This is a genomic window from Paenibacillus sp. Marseille-P2973 (assembly GCF_018101095.1).
Classification (GTDB): domain Bacteria; phylum Bacillota; class Bacilli; order Paenibacillales; family Paenibacillaceae; genus Fontibacillus; species Fontibacillus vini.
Genome location: NZ_JAGQEH010000004.1, coordinates 449,931 through 468,282, shown reverse-complemented (window position 1 = coordinate 468,282; position 18,352 = coordinate 449,931). Strand labels below are relative to the sequence as shown.

General features: G+C 46.5%; 16 protein-coding genes and 1 riboswitch. Of the genes, 7 read left to right on the top strand and 9 right to left on the bottom strand.

Annotated elements, in window-relative coordinates; all coding sequences use genetic code 11:
• Window positions 1–1,993: S-layer homology domain-containing protein (locus tag KB559_RS11655; protein WP_211022010.1), on the bottom strand; the 1,993-nt coding region annotated here is incomplete at its 3' end.
• Between the two features lie 372 nt (window positions 1,994–2,365).
• Between KB559_RS11655 and KB559_RS11650 the strand changes: the two genes are divergently transcribed.
• Complete coding sequence (locus KB559_RS11650; RefSeq protein ID WP_211022008.1) at window positions 2,366–5,443, top strand: EAL domain-containing protein; 3,078 nt, start codon at window positions 2,366–2,368, stop codon at window positions 5,441–5,443.
• A 69-nt stretch (window positions 5,444–5,512) separates the two neighbouring features.
• Here KB559_RS11650 and KB559_RS11645 read toward each other — a convergent pair whose 3' ends face one another.
• Window positions 5,513–6,424 carry a helix-turn-helix transcriptional regulator gene (locus tag KB559_RS11645; RefSeq protein ID WP_211022006.1) on the bottom strand — a complete coding sequence of 304 codons (912 nt, stop codon included), beginning with the start codon at window positions 6,422–6,424 and terminating at the stop codon, window positions 5,513–5,515.
• 103 nt (window positions 6,425–6,527) lie between these two features.
• Here KB559_RS11645 and KB559_RS11640 point away from each other — a divergent pair, with 103 nt between their 5' ends.
• The 3 genes from KB559_RS11640 (at window position 6,528) to KB559_RS11630 (ending at window position 8,694) form a co-directional block, all read left to right on the top strand.
• Window positions 6,528–6,989: a VOC family protein gene (locus KB559_RS11640; RefSeq protein WP_211022004.1), complete on the top strand. Its 462-nt coding sequence runs from the start codon at window positions 6,528–6,530 to the stop codon at window positions 6,987–6,989.
• Window positions 6,990–7,559 carry a YdeI/OmpD-associated family protein gene (locus KB559_RS11635; protein WP_211022003.1) on the top strand — a complete coding sequence of 190 codons (570 nt, stop codon included), beginning with the start codon at window positions 6,990–6,992 and terminating at the stop codon, window positions 7,557–7,559.
• A gap of 559 nt (window positions 7,560–8,118) precedes the next feature.
• A complete protein-coding gene (locus KB559_RS11630; RefSeq protein WP_211022001.1) occupies window positions 8,119–8,694 on the top strand; it encodes a 50S ribosomal protein L25 in 576 nt (191 codons plus the stop codon).
• 60 nt (window positions 8,695–8,754) lie between these two features.
• Here the strand turns inward: KB559_RS11630 and KB559_RS11625 are convergent, their stop codons facing one another.
• Window positions 8,755–9,678 carry a GNAT family N-acetyltransferase gene (locus tag KB559_RS11625; protein ID WP_247681751.1) on the bottom strand — a complete coding sequence of 308 codons (924 nt, stop codon included), beginning with the start codon at window positions 9,676–9,678 and terminating at the stop codon, window positions 8,755–8,757.
• 177 nt (window positions 9,679–9,855) lie between these two features.
• Here KB559_RS11625 and KB559_RS11620 point away from each other — a divergent pair, with 177 nt between their 5' ends.
• Window positions 9,856–10,440 (top strand): LOG family protein, encoded by a 585-nt coding sequence (locus KB559_RS11620; RefSeq protein ID WP_211021999.1) that lies wholly within the window; start codon window positions 9,856–9,858, stop codon window positions 10,438–10,440.
• Between the two features lie 91 nt (window positions 10,441–10,531).
• Here the strand turns inward: KB559_RS11620 and sdaAA are convergent, their stop codons facing one another.
• The 6 genes from sdaAA to KB559_RS11590 all read right to left on the bottom strand — a co-directional run bounded on the left by sdaAA (window position 10,532) and on the right by KB559_RS11590 (window position 16,949).
• Window positions 10,532–11,413, bottom strand: a complete 882-nt coding sequence (gene sdaAA / locus KB559_RS11615; protein WP_211021997.1) for an L-serine ammonia-lyase, iron-sulfur-dependent, subunit alpha — start codon at window positions 11,411–11,413, stop codon at window positions 10,532–10,534.
• A gap of 15 nt (window positions 11,414–11,428) precedes the next feature.
• On the bottom strand, window positions 11,429–12,094 hold the full coding sequence (gene sdaAB, locus KB559_RS11610; protein WP_211021995.1) for an L-serine ammonia-lyase, iron-sulfur-dependent subunit beta: 666 nt from the start codon (window positions 12,092–12,094) through the stop codon (window positions 11,429–11,431).
• A gap of 164 nt (window positions 12,095–12,258) precedes the next feature.
• A riboswitch (glycine riboswitch) is annotated at window positions 12,259–12,374 on the bottom strand.
• 61 nt (window positions 12,375–12,435) lie between these two features.
• A complete protein-coding gene (locus KB559_RS11605) occupies window positions 12,436–13,425 on the bottom strand; it encodes an ABC transporter ATP-binding protein (protein WP_211021993.1) in 990 nt (329 codons plus the stop codon).
• A gap of 15 nt (window positions 13,426–13,440) precedes the next feature.
• Window positions 13,441–14,241: an ABC transporter permease gene (locus KB559_RS11600; protein ID WP_211021991.1), complete on the bottom strand. Its 801-nt coding sequence runs from the start codon at window positions 14,239–14,241 to the stop codon at window positions 13,441–13,443.
• Window positions 14,238–15,014 (bottom strand): ABC transporter permease, encoded by a 777-nt coding sequence (locus tag KB559_RS11595; protein ID WP_211021989.1) that lies wholly within the window; start codon window positions 15,012–15,014, stop codon window positions 14,238–14,240. Before KB559_RS11595 ends, KB559_RS11600 begins: the two co-directional genes overlap by 4 nt.
• Before the next feature lie 207 nt (window positions 15,015–15,221).
• The gene (locus KB559_RS11590) at window positions 15,222–16,949 is read right to left on the bottom strand and encodes a cellulase family glycosylhydrolase (RefSeq protein WP_211021987.1); all 1,728 of its coding nucleotides are present in this window, start codon (window positions 16,947–16,949) and stop codon (window positions 15,222–15,224) included.
• Window positions 16,950–17,223: 274 nt separating this feature from the next.
• Here KB559_RS11590 and KB559_RS11585 point away from each other — a divergent pair, with 274 nt between their 5' ends.
• Together KB559_RS11585 and mscL are read left to right on the top strand one after the other, a co-directional pair.
• Window positions 17,224–17,568: a DUF805 domain-containing protein gene (locus tag KB559_RS11585; RefSeq protein WP_211021985.1), complete on the top strand. Its 345-nt coding sequence runs from the start codon at window positions 17,224–17,226 to the stop codon at window positions 17,566–17,568.
• Window positions 17,569–17,718: 150 nt separating this feature from the next.
• Window positions 17,719–18,120 carry a large conductance mechanosensitive channel protein MscL gene (mscL, locus tag KB559_RS11580; protein WP_211021983.1) on the top strand — a complete coding sequence of 134 codons (402 nt, stop codon included), beginning with the start codon at window positions 17,719–17,721 and terminating at the stop codon, window positions 18,118–18,120.
• Window positions 18,121–18,352 lie beyond the last annotated feature (232 nt).

Genomic DNA, 18,352 nt, shown 5'->3' with positions numbered 1-18,352 from the left:
CGTCCGTAAATGTAAATTGCACAGTGTCAGGTTTCGGAATTGTCCCCGTTAAAGCAGGCGCCGCTTGCGGTGCGGGCACTTCGATCGTTACTTCAACATCTCCATACCCCTCGGCTTTGATTAGAAACTTGTTCGTTCCCGGTTTCAGCGAACCGCCTGTAAGATCTATGTCAATCTTTCCGGCAGTCGACTTATTCACCCTGGAACTATGGATGGGGAGCGAGTTACCATTCATATATATTCCGGTAATCCCGTCTCTCCAGACCGCATCGTCCGTAAATGTAAATCGTACGGTGTCGGGTTTCGGAATTGTCCCCGTTAAAGCCGGCGCCTCCAAGATTGGATTTAGTAAACCTTGGGCTATTTTAATTGCTTCTAAAAGAGCAGTCTTGTCGACACCATCGGCCAATAAAGCTACTTTAGCAATAGCATCTTCAATAGCTGCCTGGTCTACGCCCGCTTTCAACGCTGTTTTTGTACTATCCGTGAATAAAGAAGCGACCGCATTTTGAGCCGCAATTAATTTAGAGTGTTCTCCCGTGCCAGATGACCCATTATTTGCTCCACCACCGCCGGCCGGAGGCTGAACCTCTATATTTGGGACCCCATTAATTCTAACAATTTTATGTTTTACCAACTCATAGTCGTAAAAAATGGATTTCACATTATTTTTCAGTTCAATGCGCACATCTTCAATTTTCGCATCGGTTCCAAGAGTAATTCTGCTATTCATATTCTCGATGAAAAGTGAATTTATTCTTGCATTTAATCCCGTATTTAAGGAACCCGTTCCAATTCTGACGATAGGGATGATTGTACTTGCGTCTGCCTTGATACTAGCTTCAGCTAAAAGATTTATTTCGTTAGTTTGAGTCCCACCGGTTAATTCAAGAGTAATCCGATCTAAAGGAACTTGAACAAATTGCAGGACTGATTTGTGAAAATGCAATTTGGGAGTTTGGCTACGATTGATATTGATATTCTTATTATTTTTGTCTTTCCGCTTTGATACGATCGTCGAACCTTTTACGACCACATTCTCAAGGTAAAAGTTGTTTTGCGCATCAATTTCAATAACTAAATCCCTTGTTATAGTAGCGTCTTTAATGGATAAATCGTTACCCTTTAAAATCACGGTTGCATCAATAACGGCCCCGTTAGCTGATAAAACTACTTTCGGATTATTTTTTTCATCCTTTAATTGGCCACTTGTGTTTAGAGTCACAGATTCAATACGGCTTATTTTCCCTCCAATAATATGAGCTCTTATTCGTGATTTGTTAAATAAGGGAAGATTATCAGGTGTAATCCAGGCTTTTTGAGCATCCGTTAATACAAAGCTTTCGTTCCCCAGTTGAACAGAATCCGAAGTGATGGTTATCAATTCCGACTCAATGACCCGTTCTGATAAATGTTGGGAGATTTGTTGACAACGGGAAATAAATAAATCCATTTCTCCACGGGTTACTACACCGTTAGGCGAGTAAGTTGTCAGTGAAGTACCTAATGTAACCTTATTTTGGATCAATGGAGTCAAGTAAGGAGCATACCAACTCTTTGAGGATACATCCTCGAAGGGGTTTACTACTAATTCCTCTTTCGAAAACTGATAGGCAACTACGAGAATCTTCGCCATTTCCGCACGGGTAAGAGATTGGTCCGGCTTAAAAGTTCCATCTGAATATCCTTGGAATATTCCGGCACTTACGATAGCAGCAATCGAATTGTAATTTTCGGAGCTTTCATTCACATCTTGAAAATGGGGAGCATTTGGATCTTCCAAGTTGAGCTGCAGAGCTCTGGCTAGAATGACCGCGGCTTGTCCACGGCTCAATCTTTCTGATAGGCGGTAATTCCCGTCCGAATAGTCGATCCCCCTCTCGCTTGCTTCAACTGGTTGCTTGGCAACAATCCCACTGAAAGATAGAAAGAAAATGAATGCGATAACAAACATGAATGCTTCCTTTAATCTTAGCCTTTCCCGCAATTTCATAAGGTGAATATCCTCCTTCAGATACATACCTGGCCCTTCTTTAAGCTATTGATCATTCAATAATCAAGCAGAAATAGTTCTTGGCAAGGCAATAATTATATTACTAATGAGTATTATCTTGAAGGATTAATCTATTGTCAATCGAAATATCTTGCGGCTTTAGCGGATACGTTTGTTTGTTTGGCAACCCTGGACGAAATAGAGCTAACGGAGTCCATTTTCTTGAACGCAATTATTAGGTAAATATACCAAGGAAACTTAGGAAATTAGCACTAATCAAGATTCATATTTTTACCGAAATAGTAGATATGGTCTAATTTATTTAGGTTTCTCTAAGACAGTCACAGTATACGGAAAAGTGAGGGGCCGAATATGTCTTTACCTTATGTTTATTCCCTAGTGTTTTTTATTGCTTCTGCCATCTATTTTTTGTTGGGGATCTACACCATCTCCCTCAACACGAAAAGCATGCTAAACCGGCTATATTTTGCAGCATGTGTATCCCTTTCCGTATGGGCGTTCAGTTTCTCTATTGCCAATTCAGCGCAGGATTACGAGATGGCTCTATTTTGGCGCAGACTGGCTTCAGTCGGTTGGGGAACGGTATATAGCATACTGCTGAATTTTTATCTTATCCTGACGGAGAGAACCGGAATTCTGAAGAAAAAATGGCCTTATGTCCTGCTGTACCTGCCAGCGTTGGTGAACGTTTTTGCTTTTGGTTTTAGTGATACGGCAAGGGAACATTACAAGCTGGTTGAGACTGCGGCGGGCTGGGTTAATGTTTCAGCTAGCAGCTGGGGCGACTTGTATTTCAACCTATACTATATTTTATTTACCATTTCGGGATTGATAATGCTCGGAAATTGGGGGATAAGGACAACTGACCCGTTAAAGAAAAAGCAGGCATACCTGTTTATGATCTCTTATATCGTAGCTATGGTATTGGGGACGATGACAGATGTGATTCTTAATACATATACTTCATATCCGCTTCCTCAAATGGCGCCGGTTATCGTACTTTTGCCCACCACAGCTATTTTCTACGCCATCAGGCGGTATGGATTATTGGGTCTGGGAAAGAGCGATAGAGTTGAGCCGGGTAAAATATTGAGTGAAGTAAACATGGACAGATTCATAAAAATAATGTCCTTCGTGTGCATCATTGGCGGAATGTTGAATTTTGCTTCACAATATTTTTTCAATCAGCAATTTCCTCATCTCAACATAATTTTATCATTCAGTTTTTTCCTTTTTGCCATAGGCGCTTTATTGACGATCATTAAATTTCTGCCTATTAAGGCGGGCATTAAAGAATACAGCTTCGTTCTTATCATGTTAGTGTCCCTCCTTCTGATCGCGCTTCATTTTATTGATACGGCAAGTATTACAGTATGGGCCACTCCTTTTATTGTTATCATGCTGTCCGTTGTGTTCAACAAGCGGTTTATGATTCTTTGGATAGGTCTTTCCATTCTGGCTACGCAAATTTTCATTTGGGTGAGTGTGCCGAAAACCATCGTTCAGGTGGATGGATCGGATTATATTGCGAGAATCGGCATCCTGGGTATCACCCTTTGGCTGGCTTATTTCGTCAACCGGGTATATATCCAGCGTCTTGAAGAAAATGAAGCTCAGATCAAGTTTCAGAAGATGGTTTCTCAAATTTCGGGGGATTTTGTTAAAGTCACGGAATCAGATCTGGATGAGAAAATCAATGAACTGTTGGAATTGAGCGGGAGACACTTCCAAGTAGATCGGACGGTCTTCATCCGATTAGATAAAGAGCAAATTAAATATGAATGGTGCAATGAAGGCGTCGAATCCGTGATCGACAGTATACCCGAGTTGACCGGCGAAGCATTTCCGTGGTGGAAGAATGAGATCTTGAAGACGAACCTGTTAAATATTTCGGACGTGGAACAGCTTCCCCCAGAGGCCCGTGGTGAAAAAGAATTATTTTACGCTCGTAATATGAAATCGCTAATGTCCATTACCGTAAGAAATAAAGGTAAAATTTTGGGTATCTTGTTCTTTGTATCCGTTAAGGCGGCAAAAACCTGGGGGAAAAATCATCAGGAGCTGCTAAGGATTCTGGCCAATTTATTGTCAGATGCACTGGTCAAATTGGAAGCCGAAAAAGAAATAAGCTATATGGCGTATTACGACGCTTTGACAGGTTTTCCTAACCATACCTTGTTCAAAAAACAGCTCGAACAGACGATCCAAGCAGCTAAGGAAACCGGAGACCTCATTGGTGTTCTTTTCATTGATCTGGATTCGTTCAAAGTCATTAATGACACCCTAGGCCATCTTGGCGGAGATGAGATGCTAAAACAGGTGGCAGGCAGGCTATCCAGGTGTTTGAGGCCGCATGATATAGTATCGCGTTTTGGCGGGGATGAATTTCTAATCCAGCTTGCCAAAATGGATCGAGTGGAAAACATTATGGAGATCGCAGATACGATCATGAAGTCGATTTCTCAGCCTGTAATGATTAGAGGACAGGAATTCTTCATTACGTCCAGTGCGGGTATCGCAGTATATCCTGCAGATGGCGAAAGTACGGAAGAGTTGATTAAGAATGCCGATCTCGCCATGTACGCTTCGAAAGAAAAAGGAAAGAATCAAACGACCTTATGCTCATCGGCTATGAAAGAGGAAGTACTGCAGCAAACACAACTGACAAACAGTCTGTACAGGGCGCTGGAAAGAAATGAGTTTGTCCTCTACTACCAGCCCCAGGTGAGTGTTGAAACCCGTGAAATCGTAGGTCTTGAAGCTTTGGTCCGTTGGAACAACCCGGAATTAGGAATGATTTCACCGGCTACATTTATACCCTTGGCAGAACATACCGGACTTATTATCCCGATTGGGCAGTGGGTTCTCGAGACGGCATGCCGGCAGAACAAGGAGTGGCAGGCTATGGGGCTGCCGCCTGTACGCATGGCTGTGAATCTCTCTACTGTACAGTTTCAGGATCGGAATCTGCTTAGTATTGTTGACAGAACACTTAGCGAAACAGGCCTTGATTCGAAATATCTGGAATTGGAAATCACTGAAAGTGCTGCAGCGGAAGGAGATAATCATCTTATCCATGTGCTTCATAAATTGAAGGGGCTGGGAGTAACGATTTCTGTGGATGATTTCGGATCCGGGTATTCTTCTTTAAGTCGATTAAAGACATTGCCCGTAGATCGGATCAAAATTGACATGCAGTTTGTACGCGGCATAGCAAAAGGGAACAAAGATGAGGCTATAGCAAAGACGATTATTCAGCTGGCTAAAAACCTGAACCTTAATGTGATAGCCGAAGGGGTCGAAACGGAGTCGCAATTCGAGTTTTTTAACAAATACAAGTGTGATGAGATTCAGGGATACTACTTCTATAAACCGATGCCTGCGTCAGAAATAGAGTCCATTTTGATGGGGCTGCCGAAACCTGGTTAAGCACCTGTTCCTGAGAGACACGGAATTGATCTTCCGTGTCTTTTTTTGATTTCCTGATCTCATTCCAATTCAGCCATACTTCTCCACCATTTGATTTAAAAATTTTCGAAAATCTTCTATATACGTTTTAGGCTCTACGATTTCTAAATGGGTACCGAAGCTCGCCAAAAACTGAAACCCGGCGCTGTCCTGCGGAACATAGATGGTTACTAAGAGCAGTTCAGAATTGTAATTTTCAATACTCTTTCGACCGTATCTTTCAATGAATTGATCTTTTACGCTGGGCGAAATCAACGCCTTGACCTCGACTAATTGCGGTTGATACCCCGAGGTATGTTCTTGTTCCAATAAATAGTCACGAGGGTTAAATGTCTCCTCATCTACCTGAAGATGATCGATCCGGGATAATTTGAACGTTCTATATTTCTGACGATCCAAACAGAATCCCTTCAAATACCAACTCGACTCGCTAAAATGAAGCTGATAGGGCTCGACAATCCGATTACTTTTCATGCCACTTTTATCTATATAATCAAATGAAATCAACTTGCTTTTTAGTATGGATTCCTGGCAGATCCTTAAGGTTTGAAGAATCTCAGACCTCCCCTCCCAATCGTAAAATGACAGTTCAATTGAACTTTTCAGAGACAACGGGCTTACCATGGATTCTATTTTTTTGATGGTTACTTCCACTTCCTCGCTAATTAGAATTTGTTCCAATCCGCCGAGTGCAGTCAATATATTCTCTAAGTCGGAGCTGCTTAAAAGTCGTTTGTCCACCTTGTATTCATCCATAAGACCGTAGCCCCCATTAACCCCATGGACAGCATAGATGGGGATATTTGATAAGCTCAGAGTTTCCATATCCCGAAGAATCGTTCTTTTGGAAACGTTGAACAGCTGGGTGAATTCTTTGGTTGAAACGATATCCTTTTTCAGCAAGATCATGATTATAGCTATCAATCGCTCGATCTTTTCCAAATAAAACTTCCCCTCTTTTTTGAAGAATTTCACGAATGGTGACCATCGTATGTCACCTATGATGAATTATACTACACTCATCACATGAAGGAGGTTGTACCCTATGTCAGCAGTTACATATTTAAATTTTGACGGAAATGCAGAACAGGCGATTGAATTTTATTCCAAGGCTTTAAGTGCAACAGAAGTTAAAAAGGTGAAGTTCAAGGATTTCCCGCAAGATCCAAACTATCCATTGCCGGAAAATGAGCTGGATATGATCATGGAGTCTTCTATAACATTTCCAGGCGGGAAAATGATGATGTCGGATCTGCTGCCTTCCATGAAGACGGTAACCGGTGAGTTGGTAAAAGGAAATCATGCGCTTATTAGTCTGATCAATGACAATCCACAAAAGCTGGACGAATACTTCAGTAAGCTGTCGGTTGGCGGCCATGTCATCATGCCGTTATCCCATACGCCTTGGTCTTCCTGCTTCGGAATGCTGGTCGATAAATTCGGGGTTTCCTGGAAATTCAATAGCGATGCGGATCAATTTCTGGATAGTGTGATCTCCAACAAGTAGATGGAAATCGAAAACTTAATTCCAGCGAAATCGAGAGAAGGTTTGAGGAACTGGCTTCTGGAGCATAGTAAGGCCGCTAAGTCTTGCTGGGTTTCGGTCAGTATGTCCCCCACACCTGATAAGTTGTTATATTTGGATGCGGTCGAGGAGGCGTTGTGCTTTGGCTGGATCGATTCCGTGAAAAAGAATATATCACAAACCGATCTGGCCCAGAGACTGTCACCTAGAAGCAAAAAAACATCATGGACGGAATTGAATAAAGAACGAGTCCGCCGCCTCGACAAGCTGGGGTTCATGAGAGACGAAGGAAGAATGGTTCTTCCTGACATGGCTTACGATTCTTTTAGAATAGACAGCATTATCGAGCAAAGGCTTATGGAGGAAACGCAAGTATACGAAAATTTCATGGCCTTCCCGGATCTTTATAAAAGGGTTCGGATCGATACGATCCAAAGCAATAAAAATCAGCCGGAATTATATCGGAGAAGGCTGGAGAAATTCATAAATAACACCCGAGATAATAAAATGTACGGTCAATGGAATGATTATGGTCGTCTGCTTGATTACTGATCTACTTCGAAAAAGCCCAGATAAAGTTAGTGTCTGGGCTTTTCAGCTTCAGCTAGTAGTAAGTAATACGTCTTATTCTACACTTTTTAAAGACTCTTTCATTACATTTCTGAATTCGATTAACTTGTTCACTTATCCATCTCCTCGTATATCGCCTTTTTATTTTCCAGGAAATACCTTCCCTGCACTCATGTTTTATTGTAGGCGAATTCAGAAATGACAAAATGGACCTAGGACGGTATTTGCAGCCGGTCTTAAGTCGGGAAAGCGATCAGTCCGAGGAAGGATGTATTTTTTCATCGCAAAGGGCTCTTTACCATAGCACAGCATGTTCGACAGAACCTGCTTTCTATGATATGGTAGCTATAAACAAGGCATTTCGTTCCTTCGGAACGAGGTGCCTTCTCGCGTATTTTGCGGGATTTTTACATTAAATGTCTAAAGGCGGTGATGTAATGGTGCTCGTGCTTCCCCTGCTACGGGGGGCGGAATCCGTAGTCGCAAAGACGATAGATTTTGAATGCATGAAATACCATTTCTAAGAGGAGTGTTTATGATGATGAGAACAAGTTTTCAGGTTGAACGGCGCACGCCAACGAATAAGACGGGCTTGAAGCGTCTAAGAGATTCGGGAAGACTTCCCGCTGTCATTTTCGGGCTCGGAGAAGACAATGACATGATCCACCTTTCCGCTAAACAATTTGGGAAGTGGGTAAGAAACGGCAGCGGCGGGATGGTAGAATTGGACCTTGGCGCACAAGACCAAGTTCTCGTTCTGCTGGAAGACGTACAGCGGGATCCGGTAACCCAGGAATATATTCATGCGGACTTTCTTCGCGTGGATAAAGATCAACGGGTCCGTACCAAGATCAATATCGAATATGCAGGGATCGCTAAGGGCTCTAAGCTGGGCGGCATCGTTCAAACACAAAGCACGTTCATTGAGATCGAATCCTTGCCTGAACTAATTCCAGCGTCGATTCTGGCCGACATAAGTCATCTCGAAATCGGAGACTCTTTGTACGTGCGTGATCTGGAACTACCTGAAGGTGTCCTCCTTATTTCTTCCGAAAATGAACTTCTCGTCTCGGTTGTCACCCCTAAGCTTCAGCCGGAAACTGCCGAAGCTATATAACCAATTACGCATTTCAGGGGCTTACCTGCATAGGTAGCCCCTTATTACATATTTCAATATTTAATTCATTTCTATGAAATACCTGATTTCCTCGCTTACCGGGTAAAAACCGACAGATTCATAGAGGGACAACGCCGACTGGTTAGATGTTAAAACCATCAAGTATGCGTTTTTCAGATTGTTGGATTTCAAATACCTCAGAGCCTCAGTAAGCAAATATTTCGCTAGCCCCCGCTTTCGCCAAGGTTCACGAACGAATACGTCCTCAATAACACCGGTATCTTCTTCTTTCCAGGCCATCAACCCTCCGGCTACCGCCCCTTCTTTCCGGACCACCATGGAAGTCCAAAGCGGATTCCCCTTATATTGAGCAAGCCTCTCTTTGCCGAGCGGGGTGTCCGGCCATACTTCACTCTCGATTCTCAGATATTCATCCTCTTCACTGGGAGCAGCCATGTCCCAACAAGAAAATTCAAGCTCCTTATCCAGTTCGAAATCGGAAATCGGTTCCGACAGATTGCGATTCATGCGAAACAAACTGTTCAGATGGATAAAGCCCTTTTCTATGAAAAACGAGCTGTTCACTTTTTCCGATGCATCATTTCCGACACATAAATTCGTACCGTATTCCGGCGACAAAGTACTTTTCAATTCATAGGCCCGGTCAACGAGACAAGCGTAGATTTGTTCCAGCAATTCCGCGTCCGTCTCCCGTTCCGGGAGCGCCTTCAGATTGAGATAAATCGAGTGCCTGCTGTCCGGGGAACGTCCGGGCGGGACGGAATTAATGACGCCAACCTGGCCTTTGGCGACCATTCTGCCGTTTTCAAATGCACAGAACACGTTATTCCAATTCTCTTCATTCCCTACCCACCAAAACACGGCATTGGCTCTAGAACTTACGGCTGTATACAAATCGCCCAGCAGTTGCATATCATCCTGTCTGAAATTTCGAATGGTTCTGCTTATCGCAGAATGGTTCATTACATTACCTCCTACATGCATATCTAGTATTAGATTCAAAATATCATGCTCTCCAAAGTAGAGACAGAGATACTTTGCATATAAACGTCTTTTACAATTTACAAAAGAGCCTAGTCCGGTTATTCAACAAGCTAAAGAAGTAGGCTATAATTTTAATGAACTTAAGGAGGCGATGGAATGAAAAGAATAGCCGTATTTTGCGGGTCAAGTGCCGGAGCATCTGAAGTTTACGGCCAAGGGGCGGCCGAGCTGGGCAAAGAACTGGCTGCAAGGAAGCTTACTCTTGTTTACGGGGGCTCCAGCGTGGGGTTGATGGGTACTGTTGCCGATACGGTGCTTGCGGAAGGCGGAGAAGCCATCGGCGTGCTGCCGACTTTTTTGGAAAACCGGGAAATTGCTCACAAGAACCTGTCCGAACTATATATCGTGGATTCCATGCACGAAAGAAAGGCCAAGATGGCCGAACTGGCGGATGGCTTCGTGGTTCTGCCGGGAGGAGCGGGCACGATGGACGAATTTTTCGAAATATTCACATGGGCGCAGTTGGGCCTGCATCGCAAGCCCTGCGGACTGCTGAACACGAACCGTTACTACGATCCCCTGATCACCATGATCAATCATATGGCCGACGAGCAGTTCCTTCAGGAAAAGTTCCGTTCCATGACGCTTAGCGACACGACTCCCAAAGGACTGCTGGATCAATTTCTATCTTATGAACCTCCTGCGGTAAAAACATTTATGACGACCAAGCAACAGGTTTAATCTCAAAAAACTGTACAACCTGACAGATGGCCTGGAATGCCGAAAAGGTATAACATAATTACAGTATAAAAACAGCCGCCCGAAAGGGCGGCTATTTTTTGCGTGCTCGCAGTTCCTTCATGATCTTGCGGCCGGTCGGAGTCTGAGCCAGACCGCCTTGGGCGGTCTCCCGGTGCCGGCTCGGCATGGCGGAGCCGACCTCCAGCATCACGTCGATCACCTCGTCGGACGGAATGGCGCTTCGCACACCGGCCAGCGCCATATCTGCGGCCGCCAGCGCATTGACTGCCCCGAATCCGTTACGGACGATACAGGGGATTTCGACGAGGCCGCCGACCGGATCACAGATCAAGCCGAGCGTATTTTTAAGAGCAAGCCCGACCGCATGCACCGCCTGCTCCGGCGTGCCTCCGCGCAGTTCCACCATAGCCCCGGCCGCCATGCCGATCGCCGAGCCGACTTCCGCCTGGCACCCGCCTTCGGCGCCGGAGATGAACGAATTGTTGGCGATCACATAACCGATCGCCCCGGCGCAGAACAGCCCCCGCACCAGATGCTCGTCGTCCCAGCCGAAACGTTCCTGGGCGCTTACGAATACGCCGGGAATGATGCCGCATGAGCCTGCCGTCGGCGTCGCGACGATCCGCCCCATGGAAGCGTTGACCTCCGACACGGCCAGGGCATAAGCCATCGCCTGGCAGGCGATGTCTCCTGCTGACGATTCTTCACGCTTCCGGTATGCCTCCACCCTTTTGGCATCACCGCCCGTCAATCCGCTGGGCGATTTCGTTTCCTCCGTCAATCCTTTATGCACCGCGCTTTTCATGATTTGGTAATATTCCGTCATGACCGTCATTATCTCGGCCGCGGATTGGCCGGTCTCTTCAGACTGATCCTGAATCATAATTTCCGAAATCGTCTTGGATTCACTCTCACACAGTTCCATGAGTTCCTGCAAATTGCGAAACCGCATCGTACCCGCTCCCTCCTAAGTCAGATGAATATATGAAACCCGGCTGACGTAAGGCAATGAGGTAACCTCGCCAATCAGCGGTTCAGGAATGGCCGAGTCCGCTTCCACCACAGTAAGCGCTTCTCCTGTCCTGCCCTTCCGGTCGGTAATAATATAACCTATATTGACGTCCGCTTTACTAAACAAAGCGGTAATCCCTGCCAGCACGCCCTGACGGTCGGCATGAGCCACCACCAGCGTAGGCAGTTCGCCGGAGCTCTTCACTTCGAATCCGTTAATGTTGCGGATCACGACGGTCCCCCCGCCGATGGAAGCCCCAATCACTTCGCATCGCTCTTCCCCGGAGGTCAAATTTATTTTTACTGTATTCGGATGAGCTCCAGGCGCCGTGCCGGTTGAAAAGTGCAGGTTCACTCCGGCCTCCTCCGCGTTTTGCAGAGAATTGCGAATCCGCTCGTCATCCGTGCGGTAATCCAGGATACCGCCCACTACCGCAAGATCCGTGCCATGCCCCTTAAAGGTCTCGGCAAACGAACCATAGAAGCAAATATCGGCCTCCGTCGGCTCGGCACCGAGCAATTGTCTTGCAAAGCGTCCGATCCGTACCGCTCCGGCGGTATGGGAGCTGGACGGGCCGATCATCGCCGGCCCGATAATTGAGAACACATTCTTGAATCGCATCGATATCTCCCCCGGCTGCTCTTATTCCTCAAGAAAGTCAAGTCATGCAAAAAGGACAGGAAAAGGCCAATTGCCTCTTCTCTGTCCCGGTTACCAGAAAGTTTAATGTCCCTCATCACTCGGACACGTACCCCTTGGGTGGCTGAACGCTCTCTCCAGAGTCGCGTCGGATTATGGTCCTGTTACCTGAGAGATTCATGACTGGCGCGCAAGGCCTGCCCTTTGCTCCTTCGGTGCCGCTCATTCCTGCAAGGATAGCGGGCTCTCCCATAATCGTCATTCGCGTATATTATAGTTTGTATTAAATGTAATTTGAGCAGGTAGAAATGTCAAGTTCTGGCTCAGAAGGCCGAAAAGCTGCGGATAACCTCCTCAAATTCCGGCTCCTCCATCGCAATATCGTCGATCTCGCCCCAGGTGCCCACGATTCGGATGATCTCCATCGTGCTGACCTCGGTACGGTTTGCCTCGATCATAACGGTATCGTCCTCCATGCCCGTCACACGGAACAAATGAGAATGAGCGCGGCGGTCCAAATCCTCCGGTACATGATAAGCCCCACGGAACTTGATCCGGATGGATGTTGGCAGCCCGATCATCTCCCGCAAGGACGGGATGGTTCCATCATACGTGAGTTGCCCGTGATCAATGACCATGACCCGATTGCACAGCTGTTCGATATCGTCCATGTCATGCGTGGTCAGCAAAATCGTTTTGCCGAAATCCTGATTCAGTGTGCGCAAAAACTGCCTGATATTGACTTTCGCGTGCACATCCAGCCCGATGGTCGGCTCGTCGAGAAACAGCAGCTCGGGATCATGGAGCATGGCGGCTGCAATATCCGCCCGCATCCGTTGACCAAGGGACAGCTTTCGCACCGGCGTCTCCCAAAATTCATTCAGATCCAGCAACTCTGCGAACTGATTCAATCTTTGATTTTTATCGGCCGGGCTGACATCGTACATCTGAGCCAAAATATCATAGGAATCCTTAACCGGAAGATCCCACCAAAGCTGACTCCGCTGTCCGAACACGACGCCGAGCTGCCGCACCGCTTTCCGGCGGTCCTTGTGCGGGTTCAAGCCGCCCACGGACACCTCGCCGGAGGTGGGGTGCAGGATCCCGGTCAACATCTTTATTGTGGTCGACTTTCCCGCTCCGTTCGGACCGATATAGCCAACAAATTCTCCCCGTTCCACTTGAAAGCTGATGCCGCGCACCGCCTCTTTATGCCGGTATTCCCTGGAAAATAACGTACGTATGCCGGAAAATCGGCCTTCCCGAACAACCGGGGTCTTAAACTCTTTATATAAATTCCGGGCTTCGATCATTGCTTAACCCCTCCCCTAGCTTCCCGTACTTTGGTATTTAGTGATGCCGAACCGCCAGAAGCGCAGGCTTGCCGCAAGACAGACGATCGCCACGCCTGCCGATGCCGCGAGCACCCATGCCCCCAACTCGCCCCGCAAAATATAAAGGGACGGAATGTAATTCACGAAGCCTACCGGGATTACGATCAGCAGCAGAGAGGACATCCACTTGGGATATATCGAGAGCGGGTACTGTGCCGCTGTACGGGCCGCATCCTCCGTGAATGTCTGCAGCTCGCCGATCCGTGTAGTCCAAAAGCCGATCGTAGCCGTCGCGAGACCGATCGAGAACAAGATGACCGCGCCCGTGCCAATAATAAACAAAGTGGATGGCACAGCGGTCCAACCGACTTGCCCGCCCTTCATCATCCCTCCGAGGGACCAGCAAAGGATGAACCCGCCCTGCAACACTTCGCCGAGCATAATCCGGAAATTTTGCGGCATCAATGCAAGCAGCACCGGCATTGGCCGGGTCAAGAGCTGATCGAAATCGCCGCTGACGAGGTATTTTTCCAAATGATGCACCTCATCGGCAAAGGTCCGGTACAGTGTTTTGGACAAGGTCATTACCGCGAATAAATAACCCACCTCATAGATGGACCAACCCTGGATAGCGCCGAATTTATGCAGTACAATCGCGACCATCAGAAACTCGGAGATCTGGATCAGGGCGGCCAACACCGCCGCAAGCAGGAAATTAAACTTATATTGCATCCGGCTTCGGATACTGGTGCGGATCAACAGCCGGTACAAGGTCAACCAGGATTTAAGCTTCATCCTCCCTGCACCTCCACTTTCCGCCGCACCACTTTGGTCGCCAGAAGACAGAGAACCGTCAGAAGCGCGCACCAAAACAGGGTTCCCCATAACCAAAAGGCATTACCATAGCCGAGATACACCGTTGTGGGCACATATAGCAGATAAGGATAAGGAGACATCCAAGCCAGACTCTCCAGCGGTCCCGGCAGCCACTCGAGCGGAATAAAAAATCCGGCAAGCAGATTGATGAGCGCGTGATTGCCCCAATAAAGCCATGACGACTCGGTTGTCCATAATGCGCTGACTCCAATGAGATAATTCAAGCAAATGGATAAGTAGGCAGCTCCGGACAATCCGGCAGCGGTGTGCAAATAAGTAATTCCATGCTGTGGAGTCTGAAGCGAAAACACAAAAAAGTACAGGAGATAAATCGGAATGGATTTGTAAAGAAGCTGGTAGGCGATTTGCCCGCATTCCCTGGCCGCCATATGGCTGAACAGATGAACGGGACGCATCAGATCAAGCGAGATTTGACCGGTCCTGACGGCTTGCGGAATACCGAGACCGTTCGAGATGAAGCTGGTAATCCAGAGCGCCGCCTGGGTAAAGCCGATGTAGCCGACCATTCCCTGCGTTCCGTATTCTCCCAAAGGGTGATCCCGGCCCAGGCCGATCCAGATGCACGCGTACATGAACCCGAACATGGCGCTAGCGAGATTGTGCACCATATGCGCGCCGCGGTATTGCAGGTTGCGGGCATAGGCTTTGGAAGCCAGCGTGAAATAGAGCATAAGTATAGCACCTCCGATAAGCATAATAGACGCTGAAATCCGTCCACTTCAGACAAGGCGATTTTGCAAGAAGGACACTATCATACCTTAATATTCCAAGCCGGACAAGAGGTTTCTTGAGATAAAATAAGTAGTGCGCACATTCGCTCCGTTACGAAAAAAAGAAGTCCAGGCCTTTACAGGCACAGGACTTCGATTAAAAATCCATTATTCTGCCAAAACTTGCCCCGTTACGACGGTTCCCTTCTTTGTGAGCTTGTAATTCACAATCTCGCCGCTCCAGAAATGGAATTTCAGAATGACCTCTCCGTCTTTCACCTCTTTGAAAAATTCAGGCAAAAGCTTGATTTGGTCGGTCGCGAACGAAGGTGCGAAGGTGTATCCGAACTCTTTGAAAGAAGTCCAATCCTGCGGTCCGGCATTCCCGCCGCCAGGATATACCGCCTCCATCGTGGCAAGCTGGTTCCCGTTAAATACTGTAGGAATCGCAAATTCTTCAGTGGACCCGGAGGCATTGAAGAGCTCAGGCGTTTTGTTGACAACGATTTTAAAATTCCATTCCGGACCGTAGCTGAAACGTGCGTTGACAATAGCGTTTTGGCCCAAATGTCCGGCCGCCGTCAATTTCGTGAGCCGGCTGGCTTTAAGAATCAGCTCTTCCCCGTTCAATTCGTAATCTTCGCCCTGAACCAGTTTTTCGCTGCCCGCGAACAATCCGGTCAGCTGGTTTCCGTTCAGATTCAGCTGGATTTTCGCATCTTGAATTTCCGCCCCTTGCTTCAGGTAAATCAGATCGGTTTCGGCAGTGGACGAACGTCCTGTCCACCCGGCTTTCATAATGTTGAATAATTGCTCGTCAGACCATTTAAACGTAGTCCGGCCAAAATGCTGCCCGTTATCCCACAGCATATGCGTAATTTTCTTTTCTTTAAGATAATTGGTCAAAATCTCGAAGAACTTCAGTTTCTCGCCCTGCTCGATGACGCCAGTGTTTTTGTCGAAGCCCAGCAACCCGTATTCACCAAGGATAACCGGGATTCCTTTGGCTACCAGCGTGTTGTAAACGTTGTCAAAGGTGGTTGTCAAATCATTCAACGTATCCTTCTCCAGCTTATAGTACCCGGCAATGTTCACGCTGAACGGCCAGAAACCATAAAAATGTACGGTTGCAATCAAATTCTTATCGTTAAGCTTATTGATCGTGTTGTACAGAACCGTCAAATCTTCCTGCTGCGGCGAAGTCTCGCGGGTCGGAATCACCAAGGGGCGCTCCGCGTTGAGTCCGCCGGAATTTCTAACGATAACATGGAAAGAAGTGATCAGTTCTTCCAGCATTTCATATTGCTTGGCATGATCCGTAGTCCCGCCATCCGTAAACCGCGGCTCGTTGATCGCTTCAAACATAAGCTTGTTGGAATGGTTCTTAAACCGGTCGGCGATCTGAGTCCATGCCGATTTATACTTTGCGAGCACTTCGTCATGGTTCTTCTCCATATGGCTGATCCACTGCCAGGAATCATGATGCATGTTAATCATGACATACAGATCGGCTTCCAGAGCCCAGTTTACAACTTCCTCTACCCGGTTAAAATAAGCCGGATCGATCTTATAGTCGGGTGCTTCACCCATATGCTGGCCCCAGGTCACCGGAATGCGGATGCTCTTATAACCTTGGCCGGCAATTTCTTGAATCAATTCCTTCGTAACGCGGGGATTGCCCCAACTCGTCTCGTCATCTCCCGTAGCGTCAAGCGTATTTCCCAGGTTCCAGCCGGGCTGCATGTCCTCGACATAAGCCTGAATGTTGATTGCTGCATTTTCCTTGGAAGCCGCGACCGGTTTCGAATCGGCCGAAGCTACCGACGAAAAGATCGATACCAACATAGCCACAGCCATCGTCAGCGATAAAAAAGAACGATGATGCTTTTTACTCATGAACTCATTACTCCCCTCTCGTTTGCCATCGATTTTATGTAAGCGTTTTCCATACAATAATTTACCATGGGTACCCAGTAGAAGATACCGTATAAATTTAAAGGGAAATCATGTACAAATCAGTGGTTGAAATGAATATCTTAAATAATAGACTCATAAATTTTAAAATAGATATTGTCGAATTTTGGAATTTCAATTATATATAAATAGAACAAGTTATTCTCCGAATATACATAGTTCATAAAAAACAGTTACTTAGGAGGGAATTTATTTCATGGATTGGTATCTCAAGGTTTTGCAAAATTATGTGGGCTTTCAAGGAAGAGCCCGGCGGACAGAATACTGGATGTTTTTTCTGTTCAATTTCATTATCGGTATTGTCCTAGGTATCTTAGGAGCCATAATCGGCTTGGGCAACGGTTTAAACTATCTTTACTCTCTGGCTATTTTACTACCTTCATTGGCGGTAGGCGTCCGCAGACTGCACGACACGGGTAAGAGCGGCTTATGGCTTCTAATCGCCTTAGTTCCGTTTGTGGGGGCGATTGTCCTGCTCGTATTCATGTGCCTGGACAGCGAAGAAGGCACCAACCAATACGGTCCGAATCCGAAGTATTAATCTCCGGATCAATCGATCCAATCTCTAATCGAAAACTGTCTCCTACTTCCATGGGGGACAGTTTTTCTTTTTTCCGGACTCTTGGCTTGCTTTCTATTATTGGATACAATAAACGTAATCTAAATTTGAAACAGGAGCGGTGTACTTGTTATGTGGAAAGAGTTTAAAGCTTTTGCGTTGAAAGGAAATGTACTGGATCTCGCCATCGGGGTCATCATCGGGGCGGCCTTCGGCAAAATCGTCGCTTCTCTCGTGAGCGATATCCTCATGCCTCTGGTAGGCCTGCTACTTGGGGGTGTCAACCTCTCCGGTCTAACATTCACGTTTGGAAATGCCACGCTGAATTACGGAGTTTTTTTACAAACCGTCGTCGATTTCCTGATCATTTCGTTCTCCATCTTTCTTTTCATCAAAGGAGTATCCCGATTCAAACGCAAAGAAGAGGAAGTCAAACCTGAGCAAGCCCCTCTTCCCTCAAATGAAGAATTGCTGCTGGCCGAAATTCGGGATCTGTTAAAACAAAACGCCCAGTTGAACAAGCCGGAGGCTTAAGTCTATCAGCGTGGTACACCTATCAATTTGACAATTGGTATGCAGTGACAAGAGTCCCTCATGTTAAGTATGAGGGACTTTTCACATTCAAATGGAATTTATAGAAATTTTTTACTGTAAAAACTAGAAAATATTAGATTTACATGGTATATTATGGATGGTACAAGAGAAATCCCACCCCATGCCGAAGTCAGCGCGTCCTCTACTTTACCGAAAGTGAGGTGAACGGGCT

What these genes read in the sequence shown, in the direction of transcription:
- KB559_RS11650 (WP_211022008.1), top strand. Translation starts at nt 2,366, where the DNA reads ATGTCTTTACCTTATGTTTATTCCCTAGTGTTTTTTATTGCTTCTGCC.
- KB559_RS11640 (WP_211022004.1), top strand. Translation starts at nt 6,528, where the DNA reads ATGTCAGCAGTTACATATTTAAATTTTGACGGAAATGCAGAACAGGCG.
- KB559_RS11635 (WP_211022003.1), top strand. Translation starts at nt 6,990, where the DNA reads ATGGAAATCGAAAACTTAATTCCAGCGAAATCGAGAGAAGGTTTGAGG.
- KB559_RS11630 (WP_211022001.1), top strand. Translation starts at nt 8,119, where the DNA reads ATGAGAACAAGTTTTCAGGTTGAACGGCGCACGCCAACGAATAAGACG.
- KB559_RS11625 (WP_247681751.1), bottom strand. Translation starts at nt 9,678, where the DNA reads ATGAACCATTCTGCGATAAGCAGAACCATTCGAAATTTCAGACAGGAT.
- KB559_RS11620 (WP_211021999.1), top strand. Translation starts at nt 9,856, where the DNA reads ATGAAAAGAATAGCCGTATTTTGCGGGTCAAGTGCCGGAGCATCTGAA.
- sdaAA (WP_211021997.1), bottom strand. Translation starts at nt 11,413, where the DNA reads ATGCGGTTTCGCAATTTGCAGGAACTCATGGAACTGTGTGAGAGTGAA.
- sdaAB (WP_211021995.1), bottom strand. Translation starts at nt 12,094, where the DNA reads ATGCGATTCAAGAATGTGTTCTCAATTATCGGGCCGGCGATGATCGGC.
- KB559_RS11605 (WP_211021993.1), bottom strand. Translation starts at nt 13,425, where the DNA reads ATGATCGAAGCCCGGAATTTATATAAAGAGTTTAAGACCCCGGTTGTT.
- KB559_RS11600 (WP_211021991.1), bottom strand. Translation starts at nt 14,241, where the DNA reads ATGAAGCTTAAATCCTGGTTGACCTTGTACCGGCTGTTGATCCGCACC.
- KB559_RS11595 (WP_211021989.1), bottom strand. Translation starts at nt 15,014, where the DNA reads ATGCTCTATTTCACGCTGGCTTCCAAAGCCTATGCCCGCAACCTGCAA.
- KB559_RS11590 (WP_211021987.1), bottom strand. Translation starts at nt 16,949, where the DNA reads ATGAGTAAAAAGCATCATCGTTCTTTTTTATCGCTGACGATGGCTGTG.
- KB559_RS11585 (WP_211021985.1), top strand. Translation starts at nt 17,224, where the DNA reads ATGGATTGGTATCTCAAGGTTTTGCAAAATTATGTGGGCTTTCAAGGA.
- mscL (WP_211021983.1), top strand. Translation starts at nt 17,719, where the DNA reads ATGTGGAAAGAGTTTAAAGCTTTTGCGTTGAAAGGAAATGTACTGGAT.